We start from the raw sequence: 26,106 nt of genomic DNA on the forward strand, positions 1-26,106 counted from the left end.
TATAATCTCTCCGCTTAAAATAATCAATTGTGCAGCAGTTTCAGAATACGCAGACTGGTGCCTTTACTCTGTTCATCCTTCAGCCCCGTAATGCGTACTGAAACATGCAATTCTTGACGTTGTTCCTGGATCGGAAACATGGCGATAATAGGCCGAAAGGCAAGCGGACACCATTCATCGAATAAGTTCACAGCTTTATAAGAACTGCCATTTAGCGAATATTCAAAAATCCCGCTATCCGGTCCGTAGAGCAGCATCAAGCCTGCGCTTTGCCCGGTCACTGTAAAAGAAAAAACAGCCTCCTTGCTATGGGTATACAGATGCTCTGTTCCAAAACGCCAGTTCATCAGCGGATCTCCTGCAGCCAGTTCGCGAAGTTCGTAACCGTTCACAAGATCAGCCGCACGGAAATCAAGCAGGCTGCCGTATTCATAATTTTGCTCCGCCAAAGGTGGAATATCTAAAGAGCTTTCGCTACTCAAATTCGTCTTGTTAGGAACAAGCGCTGTCTCCAGATACTCTCGCAAAAAAGAGGCATACAGCGCATGACCGTCATCATTGGGATGATATCCATCCGGTGCCAGCTTAGCCCACTCCATTTGTTCCGCCTCTAGCTGCGCATAGACTCTAGCTGCAAAATTAACAGAGGGAAGCTTATAATGTTCAGCTACTTCTTCATGGACAGCAATATTAAAGGGATTGCTCCCGGAGAGATTCTTCTCTGCTGCCGTATACAAAAAGCAAATATCAGTGCCCGGTGACAACCGCCTGCATTGGCGAACAATGCCCTCCATCCCTCTAATGGATTCTTCCCGGTCATTGCCGTCATTGACGCTAAATTCAACGAATAACAAATCAACTGTGCCCTGCTGCAGGACATGCTCCTGTAATCGATGAACACCTAAAGTTGAGTTCGTCCCCCCCACTCCTGCATTGATGAAGCGGAACTCCTGATCCGCAAACCGCTCCTGAAGATACTTACCAGTGAGTGCTCTCCAGCTATATGTGTCTGCTTCGGAAGCACCTGCCCCCTCCGTAATTGAGCCGCCTAAAAAGGCAACGGTCACAGTACCTTTTTCCGTAAGCCTGCCGTTAATTTGAGGTAGTCCACGGCGCGGAACTACAAATGAATGATTGCAATGATTCTCGTCTGTCATAACTCAACCTCCATCCACAAAAACCCATATTTTCCCCTGAAATCAAGAAATCAGGTGCGGGATCTATCATACAGCACCTGATTCTGATTTCAATATTTATTTTTTTGAAGTATCATAAGCCTTTTGTAAAATTTCGAGATAACGGTCAAGCTTCAAGTTCTGCAATCCCTTTACATAAGCGTCCCAGTCCTTGTTCAGATCCTTGTTGCCTGTGATGAATTGCAGCTCATTTTGTTCGATGTAATTTTTCAAATTTGTCTGCAGCAAGCTGGCTTCATCAATCTCACTTGGATCAATCCAGATCGACCAGATGGGGAATAACTCTTTAGGCTCATGACCTTCGTATAGCAGAGTCGCATCATACAGTCTACGTTCATAACCATCAGAAGCAAAGATGTCGGTACCTTGAACGTAAGTATCACGGTATTCTTTAGGCTCATAGAAGTGAGCCATACCACTCCAGCCTGCATTACGTGGTGCTGCGCCTTCTTCACCTGGAATTAGTTTGATCATCGGTTTAACATCTTTCCCCAACGCCACATCGCCTTCGACCGGATCTGTCCAATCGGTTCCCTTCAGGCCAGCTGCGCCATTCGTTTGGCCTTCTGGTGTAAACATATAATCCACCATCTTGATCAGTGTAATTTGTGCTTCTTCACTTGCTTTGTTTGTGATCACGAATTTTGCACCCGGGACTACGCCGCCTCCATCATGAGTCGCATAGGAAATTCCTTGAGGTCCCGAAATCGGAGGCAGCGGGTTGTAATGTGCTGAACGGGTATTCCCCGGGTCGATGTTTACGAAGATCGCTGGGTGCATACCTGCACCTGCGCCTAGAATTTCTGCATCAGCATTTTCACCGATTTTCTTAAAAGCTTCCGCGTTTTGTGTAAAGGCACCCGGATCAATCAAACCTTCGTCAAACAGGGATTTAATATAGGTCAATCCTTCTTTCCACTCCGGAGTAATGGCAGCAGATTGCACCTTTCCATCCTTCATGTTCAGGTAATTACGATCATCATCATAAACAAATGCGTTCATCAAGAAAGGAACGATTCGTACGCCGAACTCCTCGATAGAACCGCTTAGCGGCACTTCATCGGCTTTGCCATTGCCGTTCGGGTCTTGCGTTTTAAAGGCTTTCAGTACATTTTTGAAATCCTCAGTGGTCTTCGGCATCTCCAAGTTAAGCTTTTTCATCCACTCAGTATTCAGCCACATTTTGCTAGGATAGGAACAGTGGAAACATTCTGTATAAGCTACAAGTCCGTAAATGTTGCCATCAGGTGCAGTATTAAGCGTTCTTAGGTCAGAGTTCTTTTCCATGGCTGCTTTAATATTTGGAGCATATTTATCAATCAGATCATTTAGAGGAATGAGTACACCTTGCTTGCCGTATTTCAGTAGATCGGCCTGTGAGAATTGATCAATATAGTGAGTAAGCAGGTAAGCATCCGGATAGTCACCACTCGCCAGTGAGATCTGGCGTTTTTCCTGAGCACCATCCGATGGGTTGATCTGCCAGTTGAATTTGAAATTAAATTTCTCTTCTACATGTTTTGTGAATTTATTGGTCGGAAGGTCGATGCCGGATTCCTGAACTGAGAACACGCTGATCTCAACCGGCTTGCCAGACGAACCCGAACCAGAACCCTGCTGCGTGCTGGATGCGTTATCTGTATTTTTATTTGCACATCCGCTAATTACAACCGTAAATGCCATGACCAGAATTAGTAAAGTAATCAAGCTTTGCTTCTTCAAATATTATCACTCCCTTTTGTAATTTAGCAGGTGATACGATGATACCTTAAGTGTGTACTCCGGGCATACCTCCTTTCCAAAAAAGAGACTCCTAAGATCAACCCTTGACGGAACCAACAAGCATCCCCTGTACAAAATAACGCTGTACGAAAGGATAGATAACAAGTACCGGCAAAGTGGCAATCACAATTAAGGAATACTTCAGCAGCTCGGAAAGCTGTTGTTTCTCGACCAGTTTCCCCACGTCCATGGCTCCACCAGCGCTGTTGTTCTGAATGATGATGCTTCGCAGGACAAGCTGTAAGGGGAACAAATCTGCTGATTTCAGATATATCAGCGCATCGAAATAGGCATTCCATTGACCTACCGCGTACATAAGCACCAACACTGCGAGAATCGGTTTGGATAACGGGAGTACCACGCTCCAGATGAATCTCATATCACTACAGCCGTCGATTTCACTAGCTTCCAAAAGCTCCTCCGGAATCGAGGATTGAAAGAAGGAGCGGGCAATAATGACCTGCCAGACCCAAATGGCGTTCGGAATCAGCAGCGCCCAGCGAGTATCGATCAGATGCATCTCCTTCACTACCAAATAGGTGGGAATTAGCCCCCCACTGAAGATCATGGTGAAGGTAATGATCATCATCAGTGTATTTCGTCCGAAAAAACCTTTTCGAGACAGCGGGTAAGCGATCATGACCGTTAAAGTTATACTAATCAGCGTTCCCGCTGCGGTGTAGAAAATTGAGTTTCCATAACCAGTGATAATCTCAGGCGTATTCAGCAATACTTTGAAACCTTTGAAGGATATATCTACAGGCCAGAGCCAGACACGACCAGAGGTCACGGCTGCCGGACTACTGATTGAGCTGCTGATGATAAAAATAAGCGGATAAAGTACAGCGATTACCACAAGAGTAAGCACGATATAGATTGTGATCAGGAACGCTTTGTCGCCGACGGATTCTTTAATCTTTTTTTGAACTGCTGCTGCCATAGATGAGCTCCTTTCCTACCAGATGCTGTTCTTAGTGATTCTTTTCGCCAGACCGTTTACTGTAAATAAGAGAACCAAGTTGATGATGGAGTTGAACAGGCCCACCGCAGTTGCAAAGCTGTAATTGGCATTCAACAGGCCGACCCGATAGACATAGGTGGCAATGATCTCAGAATTAACGAGGTTAAGCGGGTTCTGTAGCAGGTAGACTTTTTCAAAGCCAATCGCCATTACATTCCCTACATTCAGAATCAAAATGATAACGATGGTTGGCACAATCCCTGGCAAATCGACGTGGCGGATTTTTTGAAACCGCGAGGCTCCATCAACTTTGGCAGCTTCATAAAGTGTTGGGTCTATCCCTGCAAGCGCTGCCAAATATACGACTGCACTGTAGCCCGCTGTCTGCCAAATATCAGACCACACATAAATCGAACGGAACATGCCGGGTTCACCTAGGAAGTTAATAGAATCCAGTCCGAAGAAGTTGAGTGCAATGTTGGCAAAACCGAGCCGAGGGGCCAGAAAGAGCATAACGATTGACACCATGACAACCGTCGAGATGAAATAAGGGGCAAACGATACAAGCTGAACGAATTTCTTAAACCTTCCTCCCCGTACCTCATTAATCATGAGCGCAAGAATAATCGGGATTGGAAAACCCGCCAGCAGCTGATAGCCACTAAGCATAATAGTATTCTTGAGCAGTGTCCAAAACTGCGGATTCTCAAAGAAGAGCTGAAAGTTTTTAAATCCGACCCATGGACTTCCCCATATCCCTTTTATGACGTTATAGTCCTTAAAGGCTAGGACAGTGTTCAGCATCGGATAATACTTGAAGATGATAAAAAACAGCAAAGGCGGAATCACAAGCAGATGTAACTGCCAGTGCTTTTTTATGCTTTTGCGAGCATTTTGTAAGAATACGGGGCCTTTGCTTTTCGGCAACGACTTGCGATGTAATACTAATTCTTTCTCCAGAACAATTCCCCCTAAGCAGATGTCTGTGATTTGTGATAGCGCTTTCTACGGATTGATCATAGATGACTTTTATCTCCAAAAGAAAGGTACACTTGGGTGCTTCAGCGTACAAATCGCCCTATCTGAGGAGCACAAAATAGCAGTAGAACGGCCATTTTTCCGAATTGCAGGGTTGAAATCAGAAAAAAGACTGCATCGTCCAAAGTGGACAGTGCAGCCTTATGTTATGGCATATTTTTTTATTCATCCACAGATTGTCTGTAGGCACTCGGGGAAACACCCATCAACCTTTTGAATGCGCGTCTGAAGGAATGTGAACTGTTGTAGCCCACCCGAACGGCAATCTCATCCACCGTTAATCCGCTCTCTTTGAGCAGGATGATGGCCTGATCCATTCTGACTTTTATCAAATGGTCGGAGAAATTAACACCCGTGACCTCTTTAAACAGCTGGGAAATATATTTTTCCGGCCGCTCCACCTGTTCCGCCACCCGGTAGAGGGTTAGTTCCGTATCCGAGTAGTTTTTTGCTGTGTAGTCCTTAATCTGCTTGATGATTTGAATATGAATATCTTTCTTTTTATTCGCAATGAGTCCGCACAGCTCTTCCATAATGTCAAAAAATTCGTTCTGGATCGTCACAAGCGACTCTGATGAGCCAATGTCTATGACCCGCCGTTTGACACTCTCGATATCTGAATATTCGGTAAATGCCTTTTGATCCAATAGCTTGAGAAAAGTCCCCTTCATTTCCCCGACAAGCTGGTGCTTCATTTCGATGGATAATTCTCGCTGCTCCATATTCTGGACAATAATCGCACGCACAATCCGTTTGGCTTCCTCAAGCTCTCCGGCTCGAATCGTGCTGATTAACCGTTGCTCCGAATCCAGCGGATAATAATAAGTTGTATTCTCAATTTGAGCTTCACTGCTCCAGATAATCCCTTTTTTATTCATATAAACAGCATATTCCAGTGCCTGCTTCGCTTGATCATACGAAAGGCTAACCTCTGTTACCTCTGTGAATAGATCCCCGAAGCCCGCCAGAATGGTAATGCGGTACTCATTAAAGACATTTGTAGCGAGCTCCTCCATCGTCTGGGTGATATTCGCTGCTTCCTGTTCCTTGTCAGCTCCTTCTTCCCTAGAAAAGAACAGCGTTACAACTTTATCAGAGCCCATATCCGTCATCAGGACATCCACGCCAAGCTCAGCCAAGGTCTGTTTCAGCAGCAGCCGGGAAGCACTCAGCTCGTTCAGAATTTCAACACTGTCCATACCCGCATAACCGTTAATCTGAACAATTCCTACGTAGCCACTATCCTGATTCATGCTGATATCCGCCTGTTTGGCGGCAGAGATAATTTCATCCCGCGTTTTGAATTCGCCGGCAATCAGCCGTTTCAGGAAGGCATCTCGGACCAGAGGAAGCTGGCGGTTAAGCTCGGACTCGAGCAGCTTATTTTTGGTAATCATATCGGCTATATTGCCGCTCAAAAAGTCAAATTCATTTCTCTCCGAGGCTTCTTCTTTGCCGAATTGCTCCTTCATGACACTGAGCATACGGTTGATTGGCGCGCTGTTACGGTAAGCTAATATCAGTCCGGCAATCAAACCGATAATTAGAGTGCCTCCCGTAATTTGTATGGAGATTCTCTTGATTTTGTTAGCATTCTCCATCAAAATATCTTGAGGAATCCCGGTCTGATACACCCAGCCATTGGAATCGGAACGGGTAGTAATCACCAGATCATCCTTATAAAACTGACTGACCTTGTTCTTATCAAAAGCTGGATCGTCGAGCATTTTGACCATTTTCTGCTCATCACTTCCTTGCAGAACAATCGTATTCCCTTTAGCATCACTAATATGCACCCAACCCCCATATCGCTCGGTCAGGCCTGAAAGCAGGCTGGAGATATTTTTTTCATCAATAATCACTACTGCGACAGCCGGCGAGGAATCATTAAAGCTATCCAAGGGGAGTGACTGCATATAGGTAATGACCGAGGTTTGCATCCCCCTGCTGACAAAATCACTGAGTGGCTTGATCTCGCTGCGGTGGGTTGTCTCAAGCACTTCTTTTCTCCAATCCTGTAACGAAAGATCCTTATAGTTGAAATTAGAATAGTAATGCTCCGGACGATAGGTCGAACCTGGGGTTAGGATAAGATTATAGTTGGCGAGGTAAATATAATAGTTTTGCAAAAAATCATTAGTCTGGCCGAAGGTCAAAACATTCCGCATCGTTTTCCAAATCCCATACACATTCGTCTCATTTTCACTTTCATTCATAAGAACATTTAGCTCCTGGTTGACCGCCAATTGCCTGGTAAAGCCTTCAACCTCCGCCATACGGCGCTCCAATATCTCCTGACTTTTCTGAAGCTGAGTGACTCCATTCTCAATCGAGATGGACTGTGTCACGGAGATCGAGGTTAGATAGGACATGTACCCGCCAATGCTGGGTATGACCAAAATGACCACATAAGAGATTAGAAATTTACGAAAGATATTGGAATATTTCAGCGTAGTTAGCCTCCCTCAATATGACATTTCGATAGCGCTATCATTACCATAGATTAAAACATTTTGCTTCATAGTCAAGGGTTTGAACTCACTTCACCCTCCTGCACCTCTTCAGAAATGGAAAAAAAACAGCGATCTACGCCGTTATCACTGCCTTTTATCGGCAATTCCGATATTTTATCTATAGTGCGTGGCCCTCCTGTCATTTAGAAAAAAGGGGCCAGTAACGGCCCCCCTTCTTCAATGCTTTGGCTAGACAATCAGTTCTTCTTCTGATCTCTGGCCTCTGATCCAGATGTAAAGACATGATCCGTCGAAGCTTCTTCAATGTCGCCGAAGGCCCAATGCGTTGCCGGAACATCTGCCCACTGTGGATTTGTTACATTGGTTAGAGGACCTCTGCCCAAAGCCCTATTCATAGCCACAACAGCTTCGGCACGAGTAAGCTTGGCATTAGGACGGAAAGTCCCGTCATTATAACCAGTGAAAATGCCAGTACCTTGGGCTTGCAAAATCGCCACCTGTGCCCAATGTCCAATGATGTCAGAGAAACCGGAGCCCTTCTGCGTCGAATCCGGTCTAAGCAGGGTCACCAGACTGGCCATTTCTGCACGCGTCAATGGTTGATTAGGTTTAAAGGTGCCATCGCTGTAACCCTTCATTAGTCCCATCTTCGCTGCTTTAGTTATGGCATCAGCACCCCAGTAACCAGAAGGCACATCACTGAACACAACCCCTGCTCCAGTAGCTCCCTTCTCAGCAACATTGGCAAGAATCGTTGCCATCTCAGCACGCGTAATTTCGTGCTCCGGCTGGAAGAACCCACCCGGATAACCTTTGATATATGCGGTATGACGGATCGGATTAGGCTCGCCATTCCCTGCAGATCCATCCTCATTTCCAGTTGCCGGAGTTGGCGTCGGAGTTAGGGCAGGTGTAGAAGATGGCTGAGCTGGAATGTATGAGCCACCCGAATCCGTTGATGTTGGTGTTGGTGTCGGTGTAGAAGTTGATGTCGGTGTCGGACTTGGCGTTGGTGTCGGAGATACAGCAGGACTCGTTGAAACTGTGAATTTCAATTGATCCGTCAGCATGAAATCACCAGATTTCTTCACAGCTTTAAGCGTGTGTATCCCGCCTTCCAATCCCGAAATACTATAAATTCCCTGACGGGTCAGGCGGCTCTGACTATACGCATTCACGGTTTGGACCCGTTGTCCATCCACATAAATATCCATATCACCTTGCTCTGGACCCATAGGTGTGATCAGGCTGATTCCGGTACCCTTGAAGGTATATTCAAAGAAATCACCGTCCACTGATGTGGAGTGAACATCGTTAAGATAATCTCCCTCCACAGTAAACTTAAGGTTCAGCGTCCCCACTGGCTGTGCAGCAAGATAAGATTTATTCAGTGTAACACGGTTACCTGCTACTGAATAATCAGTCCCGAGAACCAGATCATATAATCCGTTAGTAATACCGGCAAAGCTTTCCGCTTGCTGCAGCAATGTCACCTCAATATCTTCCTGAGCGGAAGCAGCTTTATCAAAGCTGGCAGCGATCGGATTAATCATATTCGGAATTTCTACCTTAAGCATATCAAGGAGCATAAATCTGCCTGATTTCTTCACAACCTTGAGCGTGTGCATTCCATCCGGTAAGCCAGAAATGCTGTAAAGGTTCTGAAGTGACATTTGTCCATGATGATAGGCACTGACGGTTTCCTTAAATTGATCGTCAACATATATATCCATATCACCCTGTGACTCATCTACCTCTGTGAACAGCTGAATCCCCGTTCCTCTGAAGGTATATTCAAAAGAATCACCATTCTGCTCCGTATATTGCACATCGTCTTTATAGTCACCCAATCCTCTGCCACTGCTGCGGTTCCAAATGCCATTGTACTTAACTGTCGAATCATCGTTATTAATCATCACATAACGAATGCCTGTAGAATCACTAATTTGTATCGACAGGGTCTGTGGATCACCAGTGTTAAAAATGAAAATCAAGTCGGTTGTGCCTGCCGGCTGCTGCGCAAGGTATTGCTTATGAATGGTCAATTTATCATTCGTCACCGTAAAATCGTCTTCCGAAAGTGCCTCGCCATTATTTTCAATACCGCTCAGTGTATTACCATTCAAATTCAGAGTGACAGTAACATCCTCTTGTTGTTCTATTGCTTGGTCGAATCGAGCAGATGTCGGAGTAATGGTACTATTCTGTTCTCCTGCTGGAGTTTCTGTAGTCACCTTAAATGCGTCAAGCAGCATAAAATCACCTGAGCTTTTGACCACTTTAAGCCTGTGAGAGCCGTTAGCCAGTCCTGAGACACTGTACAGATTTTGCTGTACCTCTCTTGATCCAGTTTTATAAGCACTAACGGTCTGTGCAGCCTCATTGTCCAGCGTAATAATCATATCTCCCTGAGATTCATGCTTTTCGGTCAGCAGGTCAATGCCAGTGCCCGTAAAGGTGTACTCAAAGGAATCCCCGTTCTTCTCGGCATAATGCACATCGTCTCTATAATCACCCAATCCTCGAGATGAGCTTACCTGCCATGCGCCATTATATTTAATGCCGCTGTCATTATCATTAATGTAAACTACATTGGTGACCGTTGCCTTGTTCGCAGCAGACGAATTCTCAGACGGGTCAGTCCCATAGTTCGTAATATCCGATTGTGAAGCCATCGACGGAGCAGACGAGGAATCCTTGATTGTAATGCTCAAATCCTGCTTTCCTTCTAGCAGCTCTTTGCCGCCATTACGCTTCCAATCCCCGCTGTAGCGCATACCTGTATCATCATCATTGACTGTAGAGGTGCCACCTAATGCTGTAACTTTAAGCATCCGTGACGCATGAGGTTCAAGTATGCCTCCGCTAAATTCCTTCTCAAAGTCTCCCAGCTCAGTGTGACTCCATAAATCGCGAACGGAAGCCGGACCTTCAAGGCCGAGATCACTCCATTTGACTTTCACCTCCGCACTCCGACTGCCCAGATTAAACAGAGCTACGCTGTAAGTGCCATCTCCATTATTGGCATACCAAACCTGCTGCTGGGTATCCATAGATACCGGATGGCCTGGACGTCCTGCCTGATTTACGGCAATTACCTCATCATTGGTAAGCAGTTCTAGACCATAGCTGTCCAGCCTAGTCATGTCATTCCCTGTATACAGTGGCACGGAAGAGATTGACCAGAATGTCATCGCGGATTTCCGCTCGTCTTTGGTCAGACCATCCATAGATCCGTTACCAACGTTCAGCGAATCAAAATCATTCCAACCCCCAGGACCTGCATCCCTCCACCAAAGTGCTGCTTTGGGGAACAAGCGGGAAATACTCGGCCAGGCTGTCAGCCCACTGCCATCGTAAGCTTCCACATCCCAGTCAATTCGCCAACCGTTGGCATACTTTTTCCAGAAATCCACGTAATTGTGATCGAGCGCCCAGGACAGCTCAAACCAGATGTTATTTCTGTCAAAAGCCTTAGACCATGCCTCAACATCGCCGCGCGCATCACGGCTCAAGTTATCAATCCCCGAGCCAGGAGTCACGCTGTCAAATTTGACGAAATCAATGCCCCACTCGCCAATCATATCGGCAATAGAATCCACATACTTCTGGGCACATGGATTCGTGAAATCAATTTTATAAGTGTAGGAATTCCAATAATCCATAATGGTAAGCGGCTTGGCTGTAATGTCCTGTATGCGGCATTGGCCACCAGTCCCGTAAATCTCAAGATTCCGATTATAGGCATCGATGGATACCCCCGGAATCATATAGATTCCAATTTTCTGTCCATTATTATGAACATAGTCGATGACCTCTTGAAATCCGTTAGGATATAAGGTCTCACTTGGAATCGGTCTGCCGTATTCATCCATGTCGCCATTCCAGCCCGCATCAATATTGATGTATTCATATCCATGGGCTTGCAACTTCTCATGCATAACATCCGATTGTTTCTTAATGCTTTCGGCCGAGGTCCAGTTACCTGCACCGTCGTACACCTGCATGCTGTAACTGCTCCAACCCATATACGGCTTTTGCGCCATACTTTTCTCTGCTGCTAGTGCCACATTGCCCTGCGTTCCTGTGAAACCGAACTGCGCTGCTGCAATTATAAATACCAACAGGCTCATTCCCAGCTTTTTTCCCATTCGCTTCAAATCATCCTTACCCCCTCATGAAATGTGGTTAAAATTTCTTTGATAGCGCTTTCTTTACGGGATGATCATAAAGGAAGAACGAGTTCCACGATAGGTACATTTCCGCATTTTACGTACAAATAACCCAAAAACAAGGGGACAAATGAACAACGGAACAAACATTATTCCTCCAACACTAGAAACTTAAGGAAGATAATGTGAGCTGGATGTATTTTGAAAATTATTAATAAAGACCCTTTTGACCTTATGTAACGTGATGGAAATCACATGATTTAATGTAAAATAAATGAATAATTTAGAAATGAAATACAATTATCTTAATCGATGCATGATATGCTCTAGAAAGGGAGATAGGATTGAAGTTGGATTTGGAAGAGTTGAATGTGGATTCCTTGATTCAGATGCTTAAGGCATCATTTTCATTTGAGAATTGGGATGCCATGATTGAAATTGCAGACAAGCTACATGAACAAATTTCCATCATATATGAAAACAATAGTAACCTCATAAGAGGTCCTAAACTGAAGCGGAGTATCCCCTATTATTTTGGATATAGCTCATGCGCAAAAGGTATAGCACTACAAAAGTCCGGTAAGTTTGACGAGGCAAAACTATGTATTCAGAAGTATGCTGACCTTGGCTGGATAGGAGGTTTAGATGAAGAGGCCATTTATGAAGTCGAATATTACCGCAATATAGCAAAAGCCAATTCATACGTTATCGATCTGCTGGAAGGCAAAATGGGAGTGCTACATAAATACGTTGAGTTTATTAGAAAAAGTGATGATGAAGAATTATTGCCGGGACTCATTACCATCTTAGAATCTTCGATAATACATGATTATTCCGTTGATTGGATTCTGAAGGAATTCAAAATCAATGTTGATGATATAGGAGAACATGAGACTATTGTGAATATCAAATACCATGAGGATTACATTTATTTGCTGGCTATGTATTACTATAAACAAGAGAATATGTACGATACAATCAACACTATTCTAGAAATCTTGTTATTAAGCATCAAGCTAGACGATGATACAGGCTTCAAAAAATCAGCAGCGCTCTTTGAACTCCTTAGAGACCACGCCGATCAATCACAACTCAAAGTGCATCACAATATCATGAAAACAATAATCGAAAAAGAGTTTACCAGGTCCTTCAGCTCGCGAATCGAGTTCAGCAAAATACACAGTTAAGCATCACGGAGATCGTTGATTGGATTATAAAGTTGGTTATAAAAAAGGAGTGGTTCTCCGGTTAATGGGGGGAATCACTCATTTAGGGTGTATTGGTCCCGGTCCATACGGTGCATTCTGCGGGATTTATACCGTAGATTTCTCGTTATATGCTCGATCTGGTGACATTCGCTCGATCCGCCATATTCTAGGGCATTTATGCCTCTCTTTTCCTCACATTCGCTCGATTCGCCACATTCTAGGGCATTTTTGCCTCTCTTTTCCCCACATTCGCTCGATTCGCCACATTCTAGGGCATTTTTGCCTCTCTTTTCCCTGCATTCGCTCGATCCGCCACATTCTAAGGCATTTATGCCTCTCTTTTCACCACATTCGCCCGATCCGCCACATGCTAGGGCATTTATGCCTCTCTTTTCGCTGCTTCCACTCCATCCTCCACTTTCTAGGGTATTTATGCCTCTCTTTTCGCCACCTTCACTCGATCCGGTACATTCTGCGGGATTTATACTGTAGATTTCTCCGTATTCGCCCGATCAGCTGCATTCTGCGGGATTTATACCGTTCTTTTCGCCACATTCGCTCGATCAGCTACATTCTGCGGGATTTATACCGTAGATTTCTCCGTATTCGCCCGATCAGCTGCATTCTGCGGGATTTATACCGTTCTTTTCTCCGTATTCGCCCGATCATCTGCATTCTGCGGGATTTATACCGTTCATTTCGCCACTTCTACTCCAGCCGGCCTTTCTGCCCGCCCCACAACATGGTGTTGAACCCCCTCAAAATTCGTCGCTCAGTTGACGAACACCGGTTATTCGTCATGTGTTTAGTTTAACTTTCGTCCTTCTCATTTTACATAAGATTCTTTTCACACTTTGTTTGGATTTTTTAAAATCATACAAAAAAAAGCCCCGATTGATTGCCTCGGGACTTTTTTCGCTTTATTTTCTTCTATATTAATTCAAATCTACTTAACTGCCTAGCTTTCACTTTAAATAGTGCTCTAATGTTCTCCGTACCGCTCCTGGGCCTGCCATCATTTCTTGGAACATAATCTCAATCTTATCACCTAGACCAATCTCGTACAACGGAACCCCAAAAAGTCGCTCATCTTCAAGAATGGGGCGTACACTTGCGGTTTGGTCTCCAAGCGAAACTCCCTGCAGGTAACCTTGCAGTGTTTCTAGTAACGGATCTGAACTCAATGTGAAGACCTCTCCAGCATCATTCACTCCAAGTAAGTAACGACACCACACAGCGATAGCCAGTGGAATCGCCGTTAGCTGCGCTGGATCGAGCTCCTCCCGTCGAATATAGGATTTAATAGTTTCACCGAACCGTATACCCACCTTCTGCGAAGTATCTGTAGCAATCCGCTGCGGAGTATCGGGGATAAATAGATTGGCAAAACGCTCCGTAAGGACTTCGTCCAGGAACTGCTTTGGACTGAGAATCCCCGGGTCCACTACGACGGGCAGGCCTTCTTTGTAACCGATTATCTCCACAAACCTCCGCAAAGTATCGTCCTTCATCTCATCCGCGATCAAGGTGTAGCCAAGCAGACAACCGGAAACAGCAAGCGCCGTATGCAGCGGATTAAGGCAGGTCGTTACTTTCATCGTCTCCACCTTGTTGACTGTCTCCCGGTCCGTAAAAATAATTCCGGCTTCCTCTAGTGGTGGACGTCCGTTCGTAAAGTTATCCTCCACTACAAGATATTCGCTGATCTCAGCATTTACGAAAGGAGCGGTATATGTGTTTTTGGAGGTAATGATCACATCCATATCACCAATTCCCTGTTCCAGAAGCGCTGCCTGTACACTCTCCGAAGGACGTGGTGTGATTTTATCGATCATGGACAATGGAAAGGTTATTACTCGTTCATCTTCCAGATAACGCACGAAGTCTTCTATAACAAGTCCTCTTTGGGCCCATTCCTTAGCGATGGACACAACTCCGTTCTTCAGCTTGTCGCCATTGTGTGAGCAGTTGTCCATGCTGACAAAGGTCATCGGATATTGGCCTTTCAGATATCTTCGATAAGCAAGCGAAGCAACAATGCTCATGACATGAACAGGATGCTCCGGTCCGCTCACAATATCCTTTTCCACAATGCCAAGATATTTATCGTGCGGATCCGTCAACGAGTATCCCTTCTCGGTGATGGTGAAGCTGGCCATTTGCAGGCTGGGATTCTCGAACACCTCGATCAATCGACGGTACTCCGCTTCGCGGTTTTTGTCCGCTGCGATTCCCTCCACAATACTACTGACTACTCTTTTTTGGAAATCACCACGAGCATTCATCAGCACTAAAAGGGTCAGATTGTCGTAGGGCTTGTAGACTTTATCAATCATTTCGAAATCAAAGGTTTCCACCGCAATAATACCTGTATCCGACTTCCTGCTATCCAGCAGCTTCTGATGAGCATTTGCCACGAATCCCCTGAAAATATTACCTGCACCGAAATGAATCCATTCCGGTTTAAGCTGTGTATTGTTTGCTACCTGCTCATAGTCGAACTGTGGAAGCTCCACACCAGCAGCTTTCCAAGCTGCTTTTTCCCCTTGGATACTGCCTCTGGTCAGATGCAGCATTTATTTTGCCTCCTTGACATTATCCAAGCTATCCCAAACACCAAGCAAATACATGATGCCCATAGCTCTATCATACAAGCCATAACCCGGTCTGCAGTTCTTCTCTTCCCCCCACAGATGCCGCCCGTGATCCGGACGTACATAACCAATGTATCCGTTCTCATGATAGGCTTTGACCACCTCGGCCACATCAACACTTCCGTCACGCCCACGGTGCGACACCTCAATGAAATCACCGTTCTCAAATACCTTCACATTGCGGATATGGGCAAAATGAATACGATCATGGAACTCGCGGATCATCGCTGGCAGATCGTTATCCGGATTCGTGCCGAGTGACCCTGTGCAGAACGTCAAACCGTTGTACGGGCTGTCCACCAAATCCAGAAAGCGGCGGATCATATCCCGATTGCGGATAATACGCGGCAGTCCAAAGATCGGCCAAGCCGGATCATCGGGATGGATAGCCATCTTGATGTCCACTTCCTCACATACTGGAATAATGCGTTCCAGGAAATACTGGAGGTTGTCGAACAGTTTATCTTCCGTCACATCCGCATAAGCCGCAAACAGCTCATCCAGCTTTGCCAGCCGCTCCGGCTCCCAGCCCGGCATCGTGAACTTTCCAGCTCCCTTCAGAATCCGGTCCACCATCTCACGCGGATTATCGGTAATGGCAGCCTTTTCATAAAAGAGAGCATTCGAGCCATCAGGCAACTCTTTATACAGCTCTGTGCGGGTCCAATCGAAAACAGGCATAAAATTATAGCAGATCACCTTAACGCCAACCTTGGCGAGTTTACGAATGGTGTCGATATAAATATCGATATATTTATCACGGGTCGGCAAGCCGATTTTGATATCATCATGAACGTTGACGCTTTCTACTACAGCCGTGCTGAAACCCTTGCTGGTGATTTGATCCGCCACTTCTTGGATCCGTTCCATTTCCCACACTTCTCCGGCTACTTTCTCATGCAAAGACCAGACAATCCCCATAACACCCGGAATCTGCCGAATATGATCCAGCGTGATATTGTCATTGCCCTCGCCATACCATCTCCATGTCATGTTCATTGATAAACCCTCCTGTGAATTCGTTTTCAACTATCTTGTATACAAGATTTACTTGATCATAGAATAAGAACAATTCTTTGTCAATCACAATTTGATCAGGAATTTTATCCTGAAATCAAGGAATATCCACCCTATTTTCATCCCAATGATTTTAATGAACGAACTTATCATGTATACTAGTACTGTATCTGTCATTAACAATTGAAAGCAGGAACAGAAATGTCAATTAAAGCTGAAATTCTAAACACACTGAAGCAAGAAATCCTCACGCTGGCGTTAAAGCCAGGCACCATTCTGAGTGAAACAGCCTTGTCTGAGCGGTTTCAGATTTCACGTACGCCTTTGCGTGATGTTCTCAAACAGCTTGCACTGGAATCTTATACCGATATCTATCCGAAAAAAGGTAATATTGTCTCCTTTATTGATCTTGAATCTGTTGAACAAATCACATACTTGCGTTGCACACTGGAAAAGGAGATCCTCAAGGATCTTTCTGCACAGCTTTTACTACCAGGAGTGCACGAGCTTAAAGAAATTCTTAAGAAACAGAAAGAGGTCATCGGGCAGGAGAATGCTGTAGATTCTTTCCTTAATTTAGACGACGAGTTTCACCGGGCCTTGTACAGGCTTGCTGGACGTGAGTATCTGTGGACTCTGATCCAGCAGTCGAATGTACATTATCTCAGGTACCGCAGACTGCACATGCTTAAGACCGACAAGCTGGAAGAAATCTGGAACGAACACCAATCCATTCTTGAGCTTATGGTGCAAAAAGAAACCGCCAAAATCGGCCCGCTAATCCACCACCATCTCCGGGAAGATATTCATTCACTGGATTTTCAGGAGAATTTCTCGGAATATTTAAAGAAATAGTCAGCTAAAAGGCAGCTTGCCCATAAGTTAAGTGCCTTCCCGGATAAAACTTCGTTATAAGAAGAAGCACACACGATCTCTATTCCCTATTAAAAAAACAAAAAAACCTTGATTTCTCAAGGTTTTCGTAAAAAATGAACAAGGATTATAACGCCGCACTAATAGCTTAAATTTGCTCCGTTAGAGGTTATGACCTTTTTGTACCAGTAAAAGCTGTCCTTACGCAGACGCAGCAGCGTTCCATTGCCTGCATCATCCTGATCAACATAAATGAAGCCGTACCGCTTGCGCATCTCCGAGGTGGAAGCCGAGATCAGATCAATACAGCCCCAGCTGGTGTAGCCCATCAGCTCCACGCCATCGGCAATGGCTTCCGCCATCTGCTCAATATGCTGGGCCAGATACTCTATCCGGTATGGATCACGGATCGTGCCATCCAGTTCGAGCACATCTGCAGCACCCAGACCATTCTCTACTACGAACAAAGGAAGCTGGTAGCGGTCATGCATCTCCTTGAGCACAAACCGCAGCCCCTTTGGATCGATCTGCCAGCCCCAATCGGAAGTTTTCAGGAAGGGATTCTTCAGCCCTGAGGACAGGTTACCTTCCGTGGTGGCTGTGATATTCTCATCTACACTGACTACTGAGGACATGTAATAACTAAAGGAAAGAAAATCCACAAGATTGTCCCGCAGCAAAGCTTCGTCTCCCGGCAACATGGTTATTGTCACTCCATGCTGCTCCAAATGCCGGCGGATATAAGAAGGATAATAGCCTCTAACCTGAACATCGGAGCAGAACATTGCCATTTGGTTCTCAGCTTGTGCTTTCAGTACATCACCGGGATGACAGGAATATGGGTAAAGCAGCTTGCGGGCCAGCATGCAGCCGATCTGGAACTGCGGATTGATCTCCCGGCCCCGCTTAATCGCAAGCGCACTGGCTACGAACTGGTGATGCAAAGCCTGAAAAGCAACCTGCTTCTCATTTGACTTGCCATCCAGAATAATCCCTGCGCCCAGAAAAGGCGCTTTGAGCGTACAGTTGATTTCGTTGAAAGTCAGCCAATACTTCACCTTATCCCGGTAACGGGTGAACACAGTCTCCGCATAACGGACGAACAGTTCAACCAGTTCTCTGGATTCCCAGCCGTTGTATTTGGTGACTAGGTGCACCGGCATTTCATAATGGGAAATGGTGACCAGCGGCTCGATATTATATTTGCGCAACTCATCAAAAACATCGTCGTAGAATCGCAGTCCTGCCTCGTTAGGTACCTGCTCATCGCCATTCGGATAAATACGTGGCCAGGAGATGGACATACGGAATACCTTAAAACCCATCTCAGCGAACAAGGCGATATCTTCTTTGTAGCGGTGGTAGAAATCAATCCCTCTGCGTTTGGGGTAATTCCCCTGATTATCATCCTGTATGGCCTCTTCTAGCTGTGGACCGGACATGGACAATAGCTGTTCCAGGCTCTGCCGTTCCTTAGGAGGACAATATTTGACTACATCAGCAGTGGACAAACCCTTCCCGCCCTCATTATACGCGCCTTCGACCTGATTGGCGGCTACCGCACCGCCCCACAGGAAGTTTTCCGGAAATGGATAAGTCATCGGTTGAGCCTCCTTTTATTAATGGGCGGCAGCGGTTGCTGCCGCTTTAGCTTCAGCCTGCTGCTCTTGCTCCAGCGCTTCGGCATCGGCTTTTTTAAAGAATGGATAGTAGATCATGAAGCTTGCACCAATCATAACCAGCTGGAACGCACTTACGCGCCAGCCCCCGTTCATCCAGCCATTAACCAGCACCGGAATGCCCAGCGGCACCTGAATCCCGTGCAGCACAGGAAGGATACCCAGCGTCGTCAGAAGAATCGCCAGACCACTACTCACCAGCGGAGTCAGGATAAACGGAATCATAAACCGAACATTCAGCACCAATGGCATCCCGAAAATCACCGGCTCATTGACACCGATCAGACTTGGAATAATTGCCAGTTTACCAAGTGTCTTATAACGTGTAGATTTGGCGAACAACATCGCAATAATGAGACCTAACGTTGCCCCCGCACCACCGATCAGTACATAAACCGGGAAGAACGGTGAACCAATGATATGCGTACCTTCTACACCTCTTTGGTAAGCGTCCAGATTCTCAAGTCCCAAAGCCACCCAAATCGGGCCGACAACGGAATAGACTACCAAGGTGCCGTGAACTCCAAAGAACCACAGCAGGTGAATTACGAAGATGCAGATCAGCATCGCCCACCAGGTACCCCCCAGACTAGTCAGTGGCAGCTGGATAATCGAGAAGACAAACTCGTGCATATTGCCATATTTCGTTGCGGCGAAAATCGCCGTCAGCACTAGCATCAGAACCGCTACGATAAAACCAGGCGTAAGCGCGGCAAAAGATTTCTCGACCGTGGGCGGAACACCCTTCGGCATTTTGATATAGAATTTCTTTTCCAATACAAAGGTATAGATCTTACCTACCAGCAGTGCCAGGATGATTGCCACGAACAATCCCTTGGCGCCTAACCAGGAGTAACCAAATGCTTTGGTCACGCCATCATCCAGCAGTCCTTTTGGTGTAACTAGCAAGAAACTCATCAGCGCCAAAATCCCTGCCGAAAAGCCTTGCTGCTTATGTTGGGTAGCGAAATTGTAAGCGATGGAGAACACCGCGTAGAGTGCGATCAAATCGGTGGTTACAGTTGCCGGAATCGAAGTATAAGTTTTGAGTCCAGTGCTTTCCAGGAAATTCTGATAAGGATCAAGCTTGAGTGCATTAATCAGGGAAAAAATAGCGCCCAGAATCAAAATTGGCATCAAGGCCATCAGACCGTTGGAAATAGCGCTGATATAGGTGTTTTTTTGGATTTTCGTGCTGACTTTCTGGATCTTGGCTCTCCATTCTGCGCCGCCTGCCATGACTTAAGCCCCCTTCTCCATCAGTTCAAGTGCTGTAGCCAGCACCTTGTCCCCATCCATCATGCCATAGTCCATCATATCGATCGTAGTTACTGGAATGTTCGGATATTCTGCGGCCAGATCGCCTTCGGCATGTCCCATTTGTGGTCCAAGCATAATGATGTCAAAAGGCTTTTGATCGGCGATGTCACTCTCCGCCACCGCATCAATAACCACTTCAACCCCTTGTGTCCGTGCCGATTCTTTCATCCGTTCCACCAGCATACTTGTCGAGAATCCGCCTGCACAGGCGAGCAATATTTTTTTCATCTTAGTTCACCGATCCTTTCAATTCTAGTTCGAGCGCTTTGCGTTCTTTGATTTCTTCGATCAGTTCCACAGCCAGTTCTCTAACCGTCAGGGCATTCATCAAATGATCCTGCGCGTGAATCATCAGCAGCGTAATTTCTGTCTTTTCGCCCCGGCCTTCAGCCTGGATCAGCCCCGTTTGTACTTTATGTGCTTTGGTCAAGCTGGTCTTGGCGTTCTTAATCATCTCGCCCGCTTCTTCCAGGTTTCCGGCGCGCGCGGTTCTTACCGCTTTTAGGCTAAGGCTTCTTGCCTCTCCGCTGCTGGCAATAATCTGCATAATCGTTTGTTCATAATCCATGGGTTCTCCACTCCGTATCGTCATTTTATTTATAGTAGGTTCTCTATCTCATTCATAAATTGCTCATAACTATTCGTGTTTAGCAGCCGGTTACGGCTGTCTTCCTTCTCCATTAGAACCAGTAGCAGCTTGCTGATCTCTTTGTGCAGGAATAACTGCCCCGGACCCAGATTGATCAGAAAAATCAACTGGACCGGCTTACCCTCATAGATCAGCGGTTTCTTCAACACGGTTACACTGATACAGTCGCGGATCGCGCTCATCCGCATCGGATGCGGGCCGGCCACCCCATTTTTGTAAATGGTGGTGAATTTCTGCTCTCTGAGCAGCACTTGTTCGGGAAAATCGTCAGCTGCATAATGATTGCCCACGATCTCCCGGCAGCGCTGCTTTAACAGCTCCATGTAATCTTCGTCCGAACCAGACAGATGAAACAGCTCCCTGCGGAACAAATCCTTGAAATCCATCAGCTTGTAGGATGGTTCTGTGCGATTAATCTGCAAAGACAATATTTCTTTGATCCGCTGAATCTCTTGATCATCCAGCAGCTGTTTGATATGGATCACCGGTTTTTCCTTAATCTCTGTTGCCAGCGGTACAGTAGAGAGAATCAGATCCACAGGCTTGCTGCTGATCTCCTCCACCTCCGTGATGGAGGCTGTGATCACCGACGCTTTGGGGAATACCGCTTCCAGCTTCAGCCGGATTAACTGGGCACTGCCCCCTCCCGTCGAGCAGATCACGGCAATCCGCTTGAACTTCTCCAGATTGCGCTGCTGCATCCGTTCCAGATGGGTGGCAAAATGCAACGCGACATACCCTGCCTCATCGCGCGACATCCGAAACCCGTACTGCTCCTCTACAATCTCAGCGAAGCGGAAGGAAATGACGAACACATTGGCATACTGGCTGTAAACATCCTCCACCAATGGGTTGCCGAGCTGAAGATTGTAATACAACCGGTTCAGCAGCGGGAACATATGCAATAGCAGTGCTTCGCGCAGCTCTTGATCTTGAGTGAATCCAGTAAGGAACTCGCGGTCCAAGCGCTCCAGAATAGCCGTGATTCCCTCCCGCAGATGCGATTTGGTCTCTTCCGACATCCGCTCCATAATGGTCTTGCCAGAAATGTGCAGCGCCAAATAATCAATCTCATCCGCCGGAAGCTTAATCTGGTATTGAGAGGAGATGAAATCTGCAATACTCCCGGCAATATCCTGATACAGCGGCTCAGGTGTTCCCTGCAAGGCTTGTCCAGCCACAATGAAATTGTGCTTGGAAACCCGGTAAAGAAGAATGAACAGATGGGTCAAGATATTATCCAGAAACACATCCGAGATCTTCAGTTCTTTTTCCTTGAGGATTTGCAGTAGAAATCCCTTAAGCTGCTCAGCATCAAAGTCCTGACTAAAAGCATGAAAATCCTCCGTATGCTGCAGCGTATGACCCGATTGCAAGATAAAGTAAGAAAAGGCTTTACGGAAGTCTTGCTCTTCCCCCTCGATTTTCATGCCATAATGAGCCCGACGTTTCAAGCTAAGCCGGAAAGCGGCAAGTCGCTGCTCTACTTCCTTCAGATCGGAAATAATAGTAGAACGGCTAACGCCGATTTCTTCCGCCATGTTATCCATAGACTGATAGTTATCGTTCTGCAAGAGATAGAATATTAAATACTGCTGGCGTGATTGCTTATTATCGAGATCCACCTGATCCAGCTGCAGCATTCCTTTTTCCTGGTAGCTACTGAATTTGGCTTCATCGCCAATCTCCAGTAGATAACCCTGGCCGCGGATCATACGGATACCGAAACCATTCGCCTCTCCTGTTTTGTCGAGTGCACGGATCACGTCACGGAGAGTCCGTTCGGACAACCCCACTTCGGCAATCAGCTCACTCATGCGCACAGGACTCTTGCGGGTATATAAAATATTAACAATCGTATATTCTCTCACCTTAAATTCCCTCATTTGTGATACTAGTATCGGATGAAGCACTCAGCTGGTTATGAATACATCATACGTGGAAGCGTTATCTTCTGAACAGTTTGTATTCTGCTGTTTGGAACGGCAGAAACTGACGGATAGGTAAATAACGGATTAAATTCTTAGCATACATTATTTGTGGCCACAAATCAGGAGGAAATATACAACAACGAGGAGAGTGTGATGTGAGGGGAATAGGATCAATATGTAGGTTGGAACCAGAAGTATCTTTTACTAATCAAAAATCCCAAGGTCAGTATGACCTTGGGATTTTGATTATCTTCTGCGGGAAATCCCGCATGGCTTTGCAATATGTTATCCACTACATGCCCACAGCTGAGGAAACTGCAGCAAAGATTGCCGCCACCAGCCAAAGAATCGGAAACAGCTTGAGTATTACCTGTAACCATTGTCCAAAATTGATCCGGGCGATGGCCAAACCTGCCAGCAGCACACCACCTGTTGGCGAAATGAGATTCGTTAATCCATTTCCAAATTGGTATGCGGTTACTACCGCTTCGCGGTTAACACCCACAAGATCGCCTAATGGTGCAAGCACAGGCATCGTCAAGGCCGCCTCTCCGGATGAAGAAGGAACCAAGAACGTAATAATATTATGCACGACCAGCATGATGGTGGTGAACAAGTAATTCGGCAAACCCTTAAGCATAGTAGCCAGGCCATTCAAAATGGTATCGATAATCATCCCGTTCTCTGCAACGACGAGGATCCCCCGGGCCAAACCGATGATCACAGCAGCGTAGTGTGAGTTATATTTCATCTTGGCATTAAAAAGGCCTCAATTCGGCGATTCTGCCACAACAATAGCTAGATCCATCTTATTGCAATTAACTCAAACCGTTTCCATTCTATTTGAACTGGAACCAGGTTAAATTTGCAACTGTGGTTGAATCTGACTTAACAAAAGTTACATATACGGTATGGGTCCCTACAGCGGTCCCGGCATTAAGCGGGATATTCTTGACTGACCATGTCTGCCATCCGCCTGTGCTTTCTGCTGTCCAATAACCCAGCATAGTGCCCGTAGGACTGTCCAAGTGGAATTCTATTCTTCCGCCGGAATTAGCGGATGCAACCTTCAAATCAATACTTGTTTTAGCTGTACTACCAAAATCTACATTTTTAAATGCTATATAGTCGCCATTACTCCCTCCACCAACATCCAGCCCACCATCAGTGCTTGCCTCATAGGAAATAACACCTGAACTAAGGTTATAGCCTTCCGCTTCAAATTTCAATGTGTTGAATTTTGGAGCTGCAGCATAGCTGTTAGTATCTGTTATTTTCAATTCTGCCAATGTAGTTGCCGCAACTCCACCGACGCGAACATTGTTTAATGTAACTCCGGAGACAGTAGATGTGTCACTCCAACCCTTCATTATTGAAACTTCACCTAAAGCGCGTAAATTTATATTATTATAGACCACATTTTTTATCGGACCGGTTTTCGCAGAAAGATCAAACCATCTGGAGTGAACACCGGATCTTGGCCAGAAGCCTTCTACATCTATATTGTCAAATATGATGTTTTGTGCTGCTGGAGTTCCATAAAGATGACCTACTGCTAAAGCACGCCAGCACCGGTATACATAAGAGTTTTTAACAACTATGCCATCCTGAAGCTGTTTCACTCCATCTCCAACCTTAAATGCTCCACATCTGCTCCAAGCCAAAGCATCATCCACAACTACATTTGACTGGCTTTCAGGACTTCCAGGCCAGTTTGCAGCTATATCCGTAGTTTCTACATCCCATGTCTTAAATGAGTATGTGTCATCCTCCGATACTGCTACAGTGTGCTTTATGAGTACATTCTGGCTCTCTTGAATGTCGATTGCATCATTTTCATAATCAAGTTCATTGTTGTTGAAGTGCTTTGTATTCTGGAATGTTACGTTATTAGATCTTGTAACTATTGTAGCCCAGCCACCGCTGTCTCTTATTGTTATGCCGTCAACCGTGAAGTTGCTGCACTGCAAGGGTACAAGAATATTGTTCAAATAATTGTTTCTATTTCTCATATAATGGCCATTGCCGTCAATAGTCCCCCTGCCGTATATCTTAATATTGTTTGCATTTGTTTCAGTATAAATAAACCATGTTCCATCCTTACCCAGAGAATTCTTATGAAAATGGGTAGTGTAATCGCTTGGATTTCCTGAACCCCTTATAACAGAACCACCCTCCAGATAAACCGAAACATTGCTTTTTAAAACAAGGTTTCCGCACTTATAAACACCGGCTGGAACGTATACTATACCGCCACCTGCTGCGTTAGCCGCATTTATGGCGTTTTGTATTGCAGTTGTAGCCATAGCGGCACCGGTACTGTCGGCACCGTACCCGGTTTTAACATTGTATATACCTGTACCGGATGAAGCCGGAACATTGGTTTCAAGAGCATCTGCCGCAATAACCAGATCTTTCAGGTTATTGATTTTAACTATAAGATATGTTGGTGATGAAAGTGTAAATGTAAGTGTATTTCCGCTCTTTGTTGCAGTGATTCCCAAAGCTTTGGGAGAAATATTATAGGTATTGATTGTCTCGCTTGCTGTTATTGTGATTGTAGTAGTACCTGAAAAAGAGAAATTACAATAATTATAGTTTACAAATACCGCCGAAGTGTCGATTACCGGTATATTTGTAGAGTCTGCTGTTACCGTGTATTGACTGGTCGTGGTATAGATCGACGGTAATGGATAGCTTACAATTGTGCCCGCCGCTCTTGCTGTCAAAGGAACGACAGCTAAAAGACTGGCGAGCATACAAACAATTAAACTTAATAGTTTTAACCTTTTTAGCATAAATAAACACCTCTTTCATATCTTCAGAAAATACTCTGTCATCAGTGAATAATGATTTCACCAGTGATGCTCTATTACTCTTTTCATAAAGTCGATATATTCCTGTTCAGCTTCGGAAGTGGCAGAGTAATACTAACCTTTTCTGCATCAGCAAAGTTTCCTTTTAAAATACGGCCCCGGTTTTGTTCACCTTTTGCAGAATTTCTGCGTTGGTCGCTACTACTGAGCTGTATTGTTGCATTTTATGCACAATCTCCCCACGGTCGCTGCTATTGATTTAGCATTGTTGCACTTCATGCACAATCTCCGCGCAAGCCGCTCCAATCATGGCATATGGCCCTACTGTTACTCCGC

General features: G+C 45.6%; 17 protein-coding genes. 2 read left to right on the top strand and 15 right to left on the bottom strand.

All coding sequences use genetic code 11. The features are described from left to right. Positions 1 to 23: 23 nt before the first annotated feature. The 6 genes from MHB56_RS06795 to MHB56_RS06820 form a co-directional block, all read right to left on the bottom strand. Positions 24 to 1,157: an SGNH/GDSL hydrolase family protein gene (locus tag MHB56_RS06795; protein WP_341143418.1), complete on the bottom strand. Its 1,134-nt coding sequence runs from the start codon at positions 1,155 to 1,157 to the stop codon at positions 24 to 26. Between the two features lie 96 nt (positions 1,158 to 1,253). Continuing rightward, positions 1,254 to 2,879 carry an extracellular solute-binding protein gene (locus MHB56_RS06800; RefSeq protein WP_076128949.1) on the bottom strand — a complete coding sequence of 542 codons (1,626 nt, stop codon included), beginning with the start codon at positions 2,877 to 2,879 and terminating at the stop codon, positions 1,254 to 1,256. Between the two features lie 136 nt (positions 2,880 to 3,015). Further along, positions 3,016 to 3,918, bottom strand: a complete 903-nt coding sequence (locus MHB56_RS06805) for a carbohydrate ABC transporter permease (RefSeq protein ID WP_036683268.1) — start codon at positions 3,916 to 3,918, stop codon at positions 3,016 to 3,018. Positions 3,919 to 3,933: 15 nt separating this feature from the next. After that, positions 3,934 to 4,788, bottom strand: a complete 855-nt coding sequence (locus MHB56_RS06810; RefSeq protein WP_038574727.1) for an ABC transporter permease — start codon at positions 4,786 to 4,788, stop codon at positions 3,934 to 3,936. 350 nt (positions 4,789 to 5,138) lie between these two features. Further along, on the bottom strand, positions 5,139 to 7,349 hold the full coding sequence (locus tag MHB56_RS06815) for a helix-turn-helix domain-containing protein (RefSeq protein ID WP_341143419.1): 2,211 nt from the start codon (positions 7,347 to 7,349) through the stop codon (positions 5,139 to 5,141). 338 nt (positions 7,350 to 7,687) lie between these two features. After that, positions 7,688 to 11,602 (bottom strand): X2-like carbohydrate binding domain-containing protein, encoded by a 3,915-nt coding sequence (locus MHB56_RS06820; RefSeq protein ID WP_256721055.1) that lies wholly within the window; start codon positions 11,600 to 11,602, stop codon positions 7,688 to 7,690. A 365-nt stretch (positions 11,603 to 11,967) separates the two neighbouring features. On the opposite strand from MHB56_RS06820, the gene MHB56_RS06825 reads away from it, so the two are divergent. Beyond that, positions 11,968 to 12,810 carry a hypothetical protein gene (locus MHB56_RS06825; RefSeq protein WP_076191803.1) on the top strand — a complete coding sequence of 281 codons (843 nt, stop codon included), beginning with the start codon at positions 11,968 to 11,970 and terminating at the stop codon, positions 12,808 to 12,810. A gap of 986 nt (positions 12,811 to 13,796) precedes the next feature. Here MHB56_RS06825 and MHB56_RS06830 read toward each other — a convergent pair. Next, entirely contained in the window at positions 13,797 to 15,407 is a 1,611-nt protein-coding gene (locus MHB56_RS06830) for a mannitol dehydrogenase family protein (RefSeq protein WP_341143420.1), read from the bottom strand. Then, positions 15,408 to 16,484 (bottom strand): mannonate dehydratase, encoded by a 1,077-nt coding sequence (uxuA, locus tag MHB56_RS06835; protein ID WP_076128893.1) that lies wholly within the window; start codon positions 16,482 to 16,484, stop codon positions 15,408 to 15,410. A 219-nt stretch (positions 16,485 to 16,703) separates the two neighbouring features. On the opposite strand from uxuA, the gene MHB56_RS06840 reads away from it, so the two are divergent. Further along, complete coding sequence (locus MHB56_RS06840; protein WP_076128891.1) at positions 16,704 to 17,357, top strand: GntR family transcriptional regulator; 654 nt, start codon at positions 16,704 to 16,706, stop codon at positions 17,355 to 17,357. A 158-nt stretch (positions 17,358 to 17,515) separates the two neighbouring features. Here the strand turns inward: MHB56_RS06840 and MHB56_RS06845 are convergent, their stop codons facing one another. The 7 genes from MHB56_RS06845 to MHB56_RS06875 all read right to left on the bottom strand — a co-directional run bounded on the left by MHB56_RS06845 (position 17,516) and on the right by MHB56_RS06875 (position 25,752). Beyond that, positions 17,516 to 18,976, bottom strand: a complete 1,461-nt coding sequence (locus MHB56_RS06845) for a glycoside hydrolase family 1 protein (RefSeq protein ID WP_341143421.1) — start codon at positions 18,974 to 18,976, stop codon at positions 17,516 to 17,518. Positions 18,977 to 18,994: 18 nt separating this feature from the next. Continuing rightward, positions 18,995 to 20,293 (bottom strand): PTS sugar transporter subunit IIC, encoded by a 1,299-nt coding sequence (locus tag MHB56_RS06850; RefSeq protein ID WP_340920094.1) that lies wholly within the window; start codon positions 20,291 to 20,293, stop codon positions 18,995 to 18,997. Positions 20,294 to 20,296: 3 nt separating this feature from the next. After that, entirely contained in the window at positions 20,297 to 20,602 is a 306-nt protein-coding gene (locus MHB56_RS06855) for a PTS sugar transporter subunit IIB (RefSeq protein ID WP_036683292.1), read from the bottom strand. Position 20,603: 1 nt separating this feature from the next. After that, positions 20,604 to 20,942: a PTS lactose/cellobiose transporter subunit IIA gene (locus MHB56_RS06860; RefSeq protein ID WP_038572728.1), complete on the bottom strand. Its 339-nt coding sequence runs from the start codon at positions 20,940 to 20,942 to the stop codon at positions 20,604 to 20,606. 29 nt (positions 20,943 to 20,971) lie between these two features. Then, the gene (locus tag MHB56_RS06865; RefSeq protein WP_341143422.1) at positions 20,972 to 22,894 is read right to left on the bottom strand and encodes a BglG family transcription antiterminator; all 1,923 of its coding nucleotides are present in this window, start codon (positions 22,892 to 22,894) and stop codon (positions 20,972 to 20,974) included. A gap of 352 nt (positions 22,895 to 23,246) precedes the next feature. Further along, complete coding sequence (locus MHB56_RS06870; protein WP_341143423.1) at positions 23,247 to 23,705, bottom strand: hypothetical protein; 459 nt, start codon at positions 23,703 to 23,705, stop codon at positions 23,247 to 23,249. 88 nt (positions 23,706 to 23,793) lie between these two features. Beyond that, positions 23,794 to 25,752: a carbohydrate-binding protein gene (locus MHB56_RS06875; protein WP_341143424.1), complete on the bottom strand. Its 1,959-nt coding sequence runs from the start codon at positions 25,750 to 25,752 to the stop codon at positions 23,794 to 23,796. Positions 25,753 to 26,106 lie beyond the last annotated feature (354 nt).

Source organism: Paenibacillus sp. FSL H8-0315, from assembly GCF_038005365.1.
GTDB classification, from domain to species: Bacteria; Bacillota; Bacilli; order Paenibacillales; family Paenibacillaceae; genus Paenibacillus_AQ; species Paenibacillus_AQ odorifer.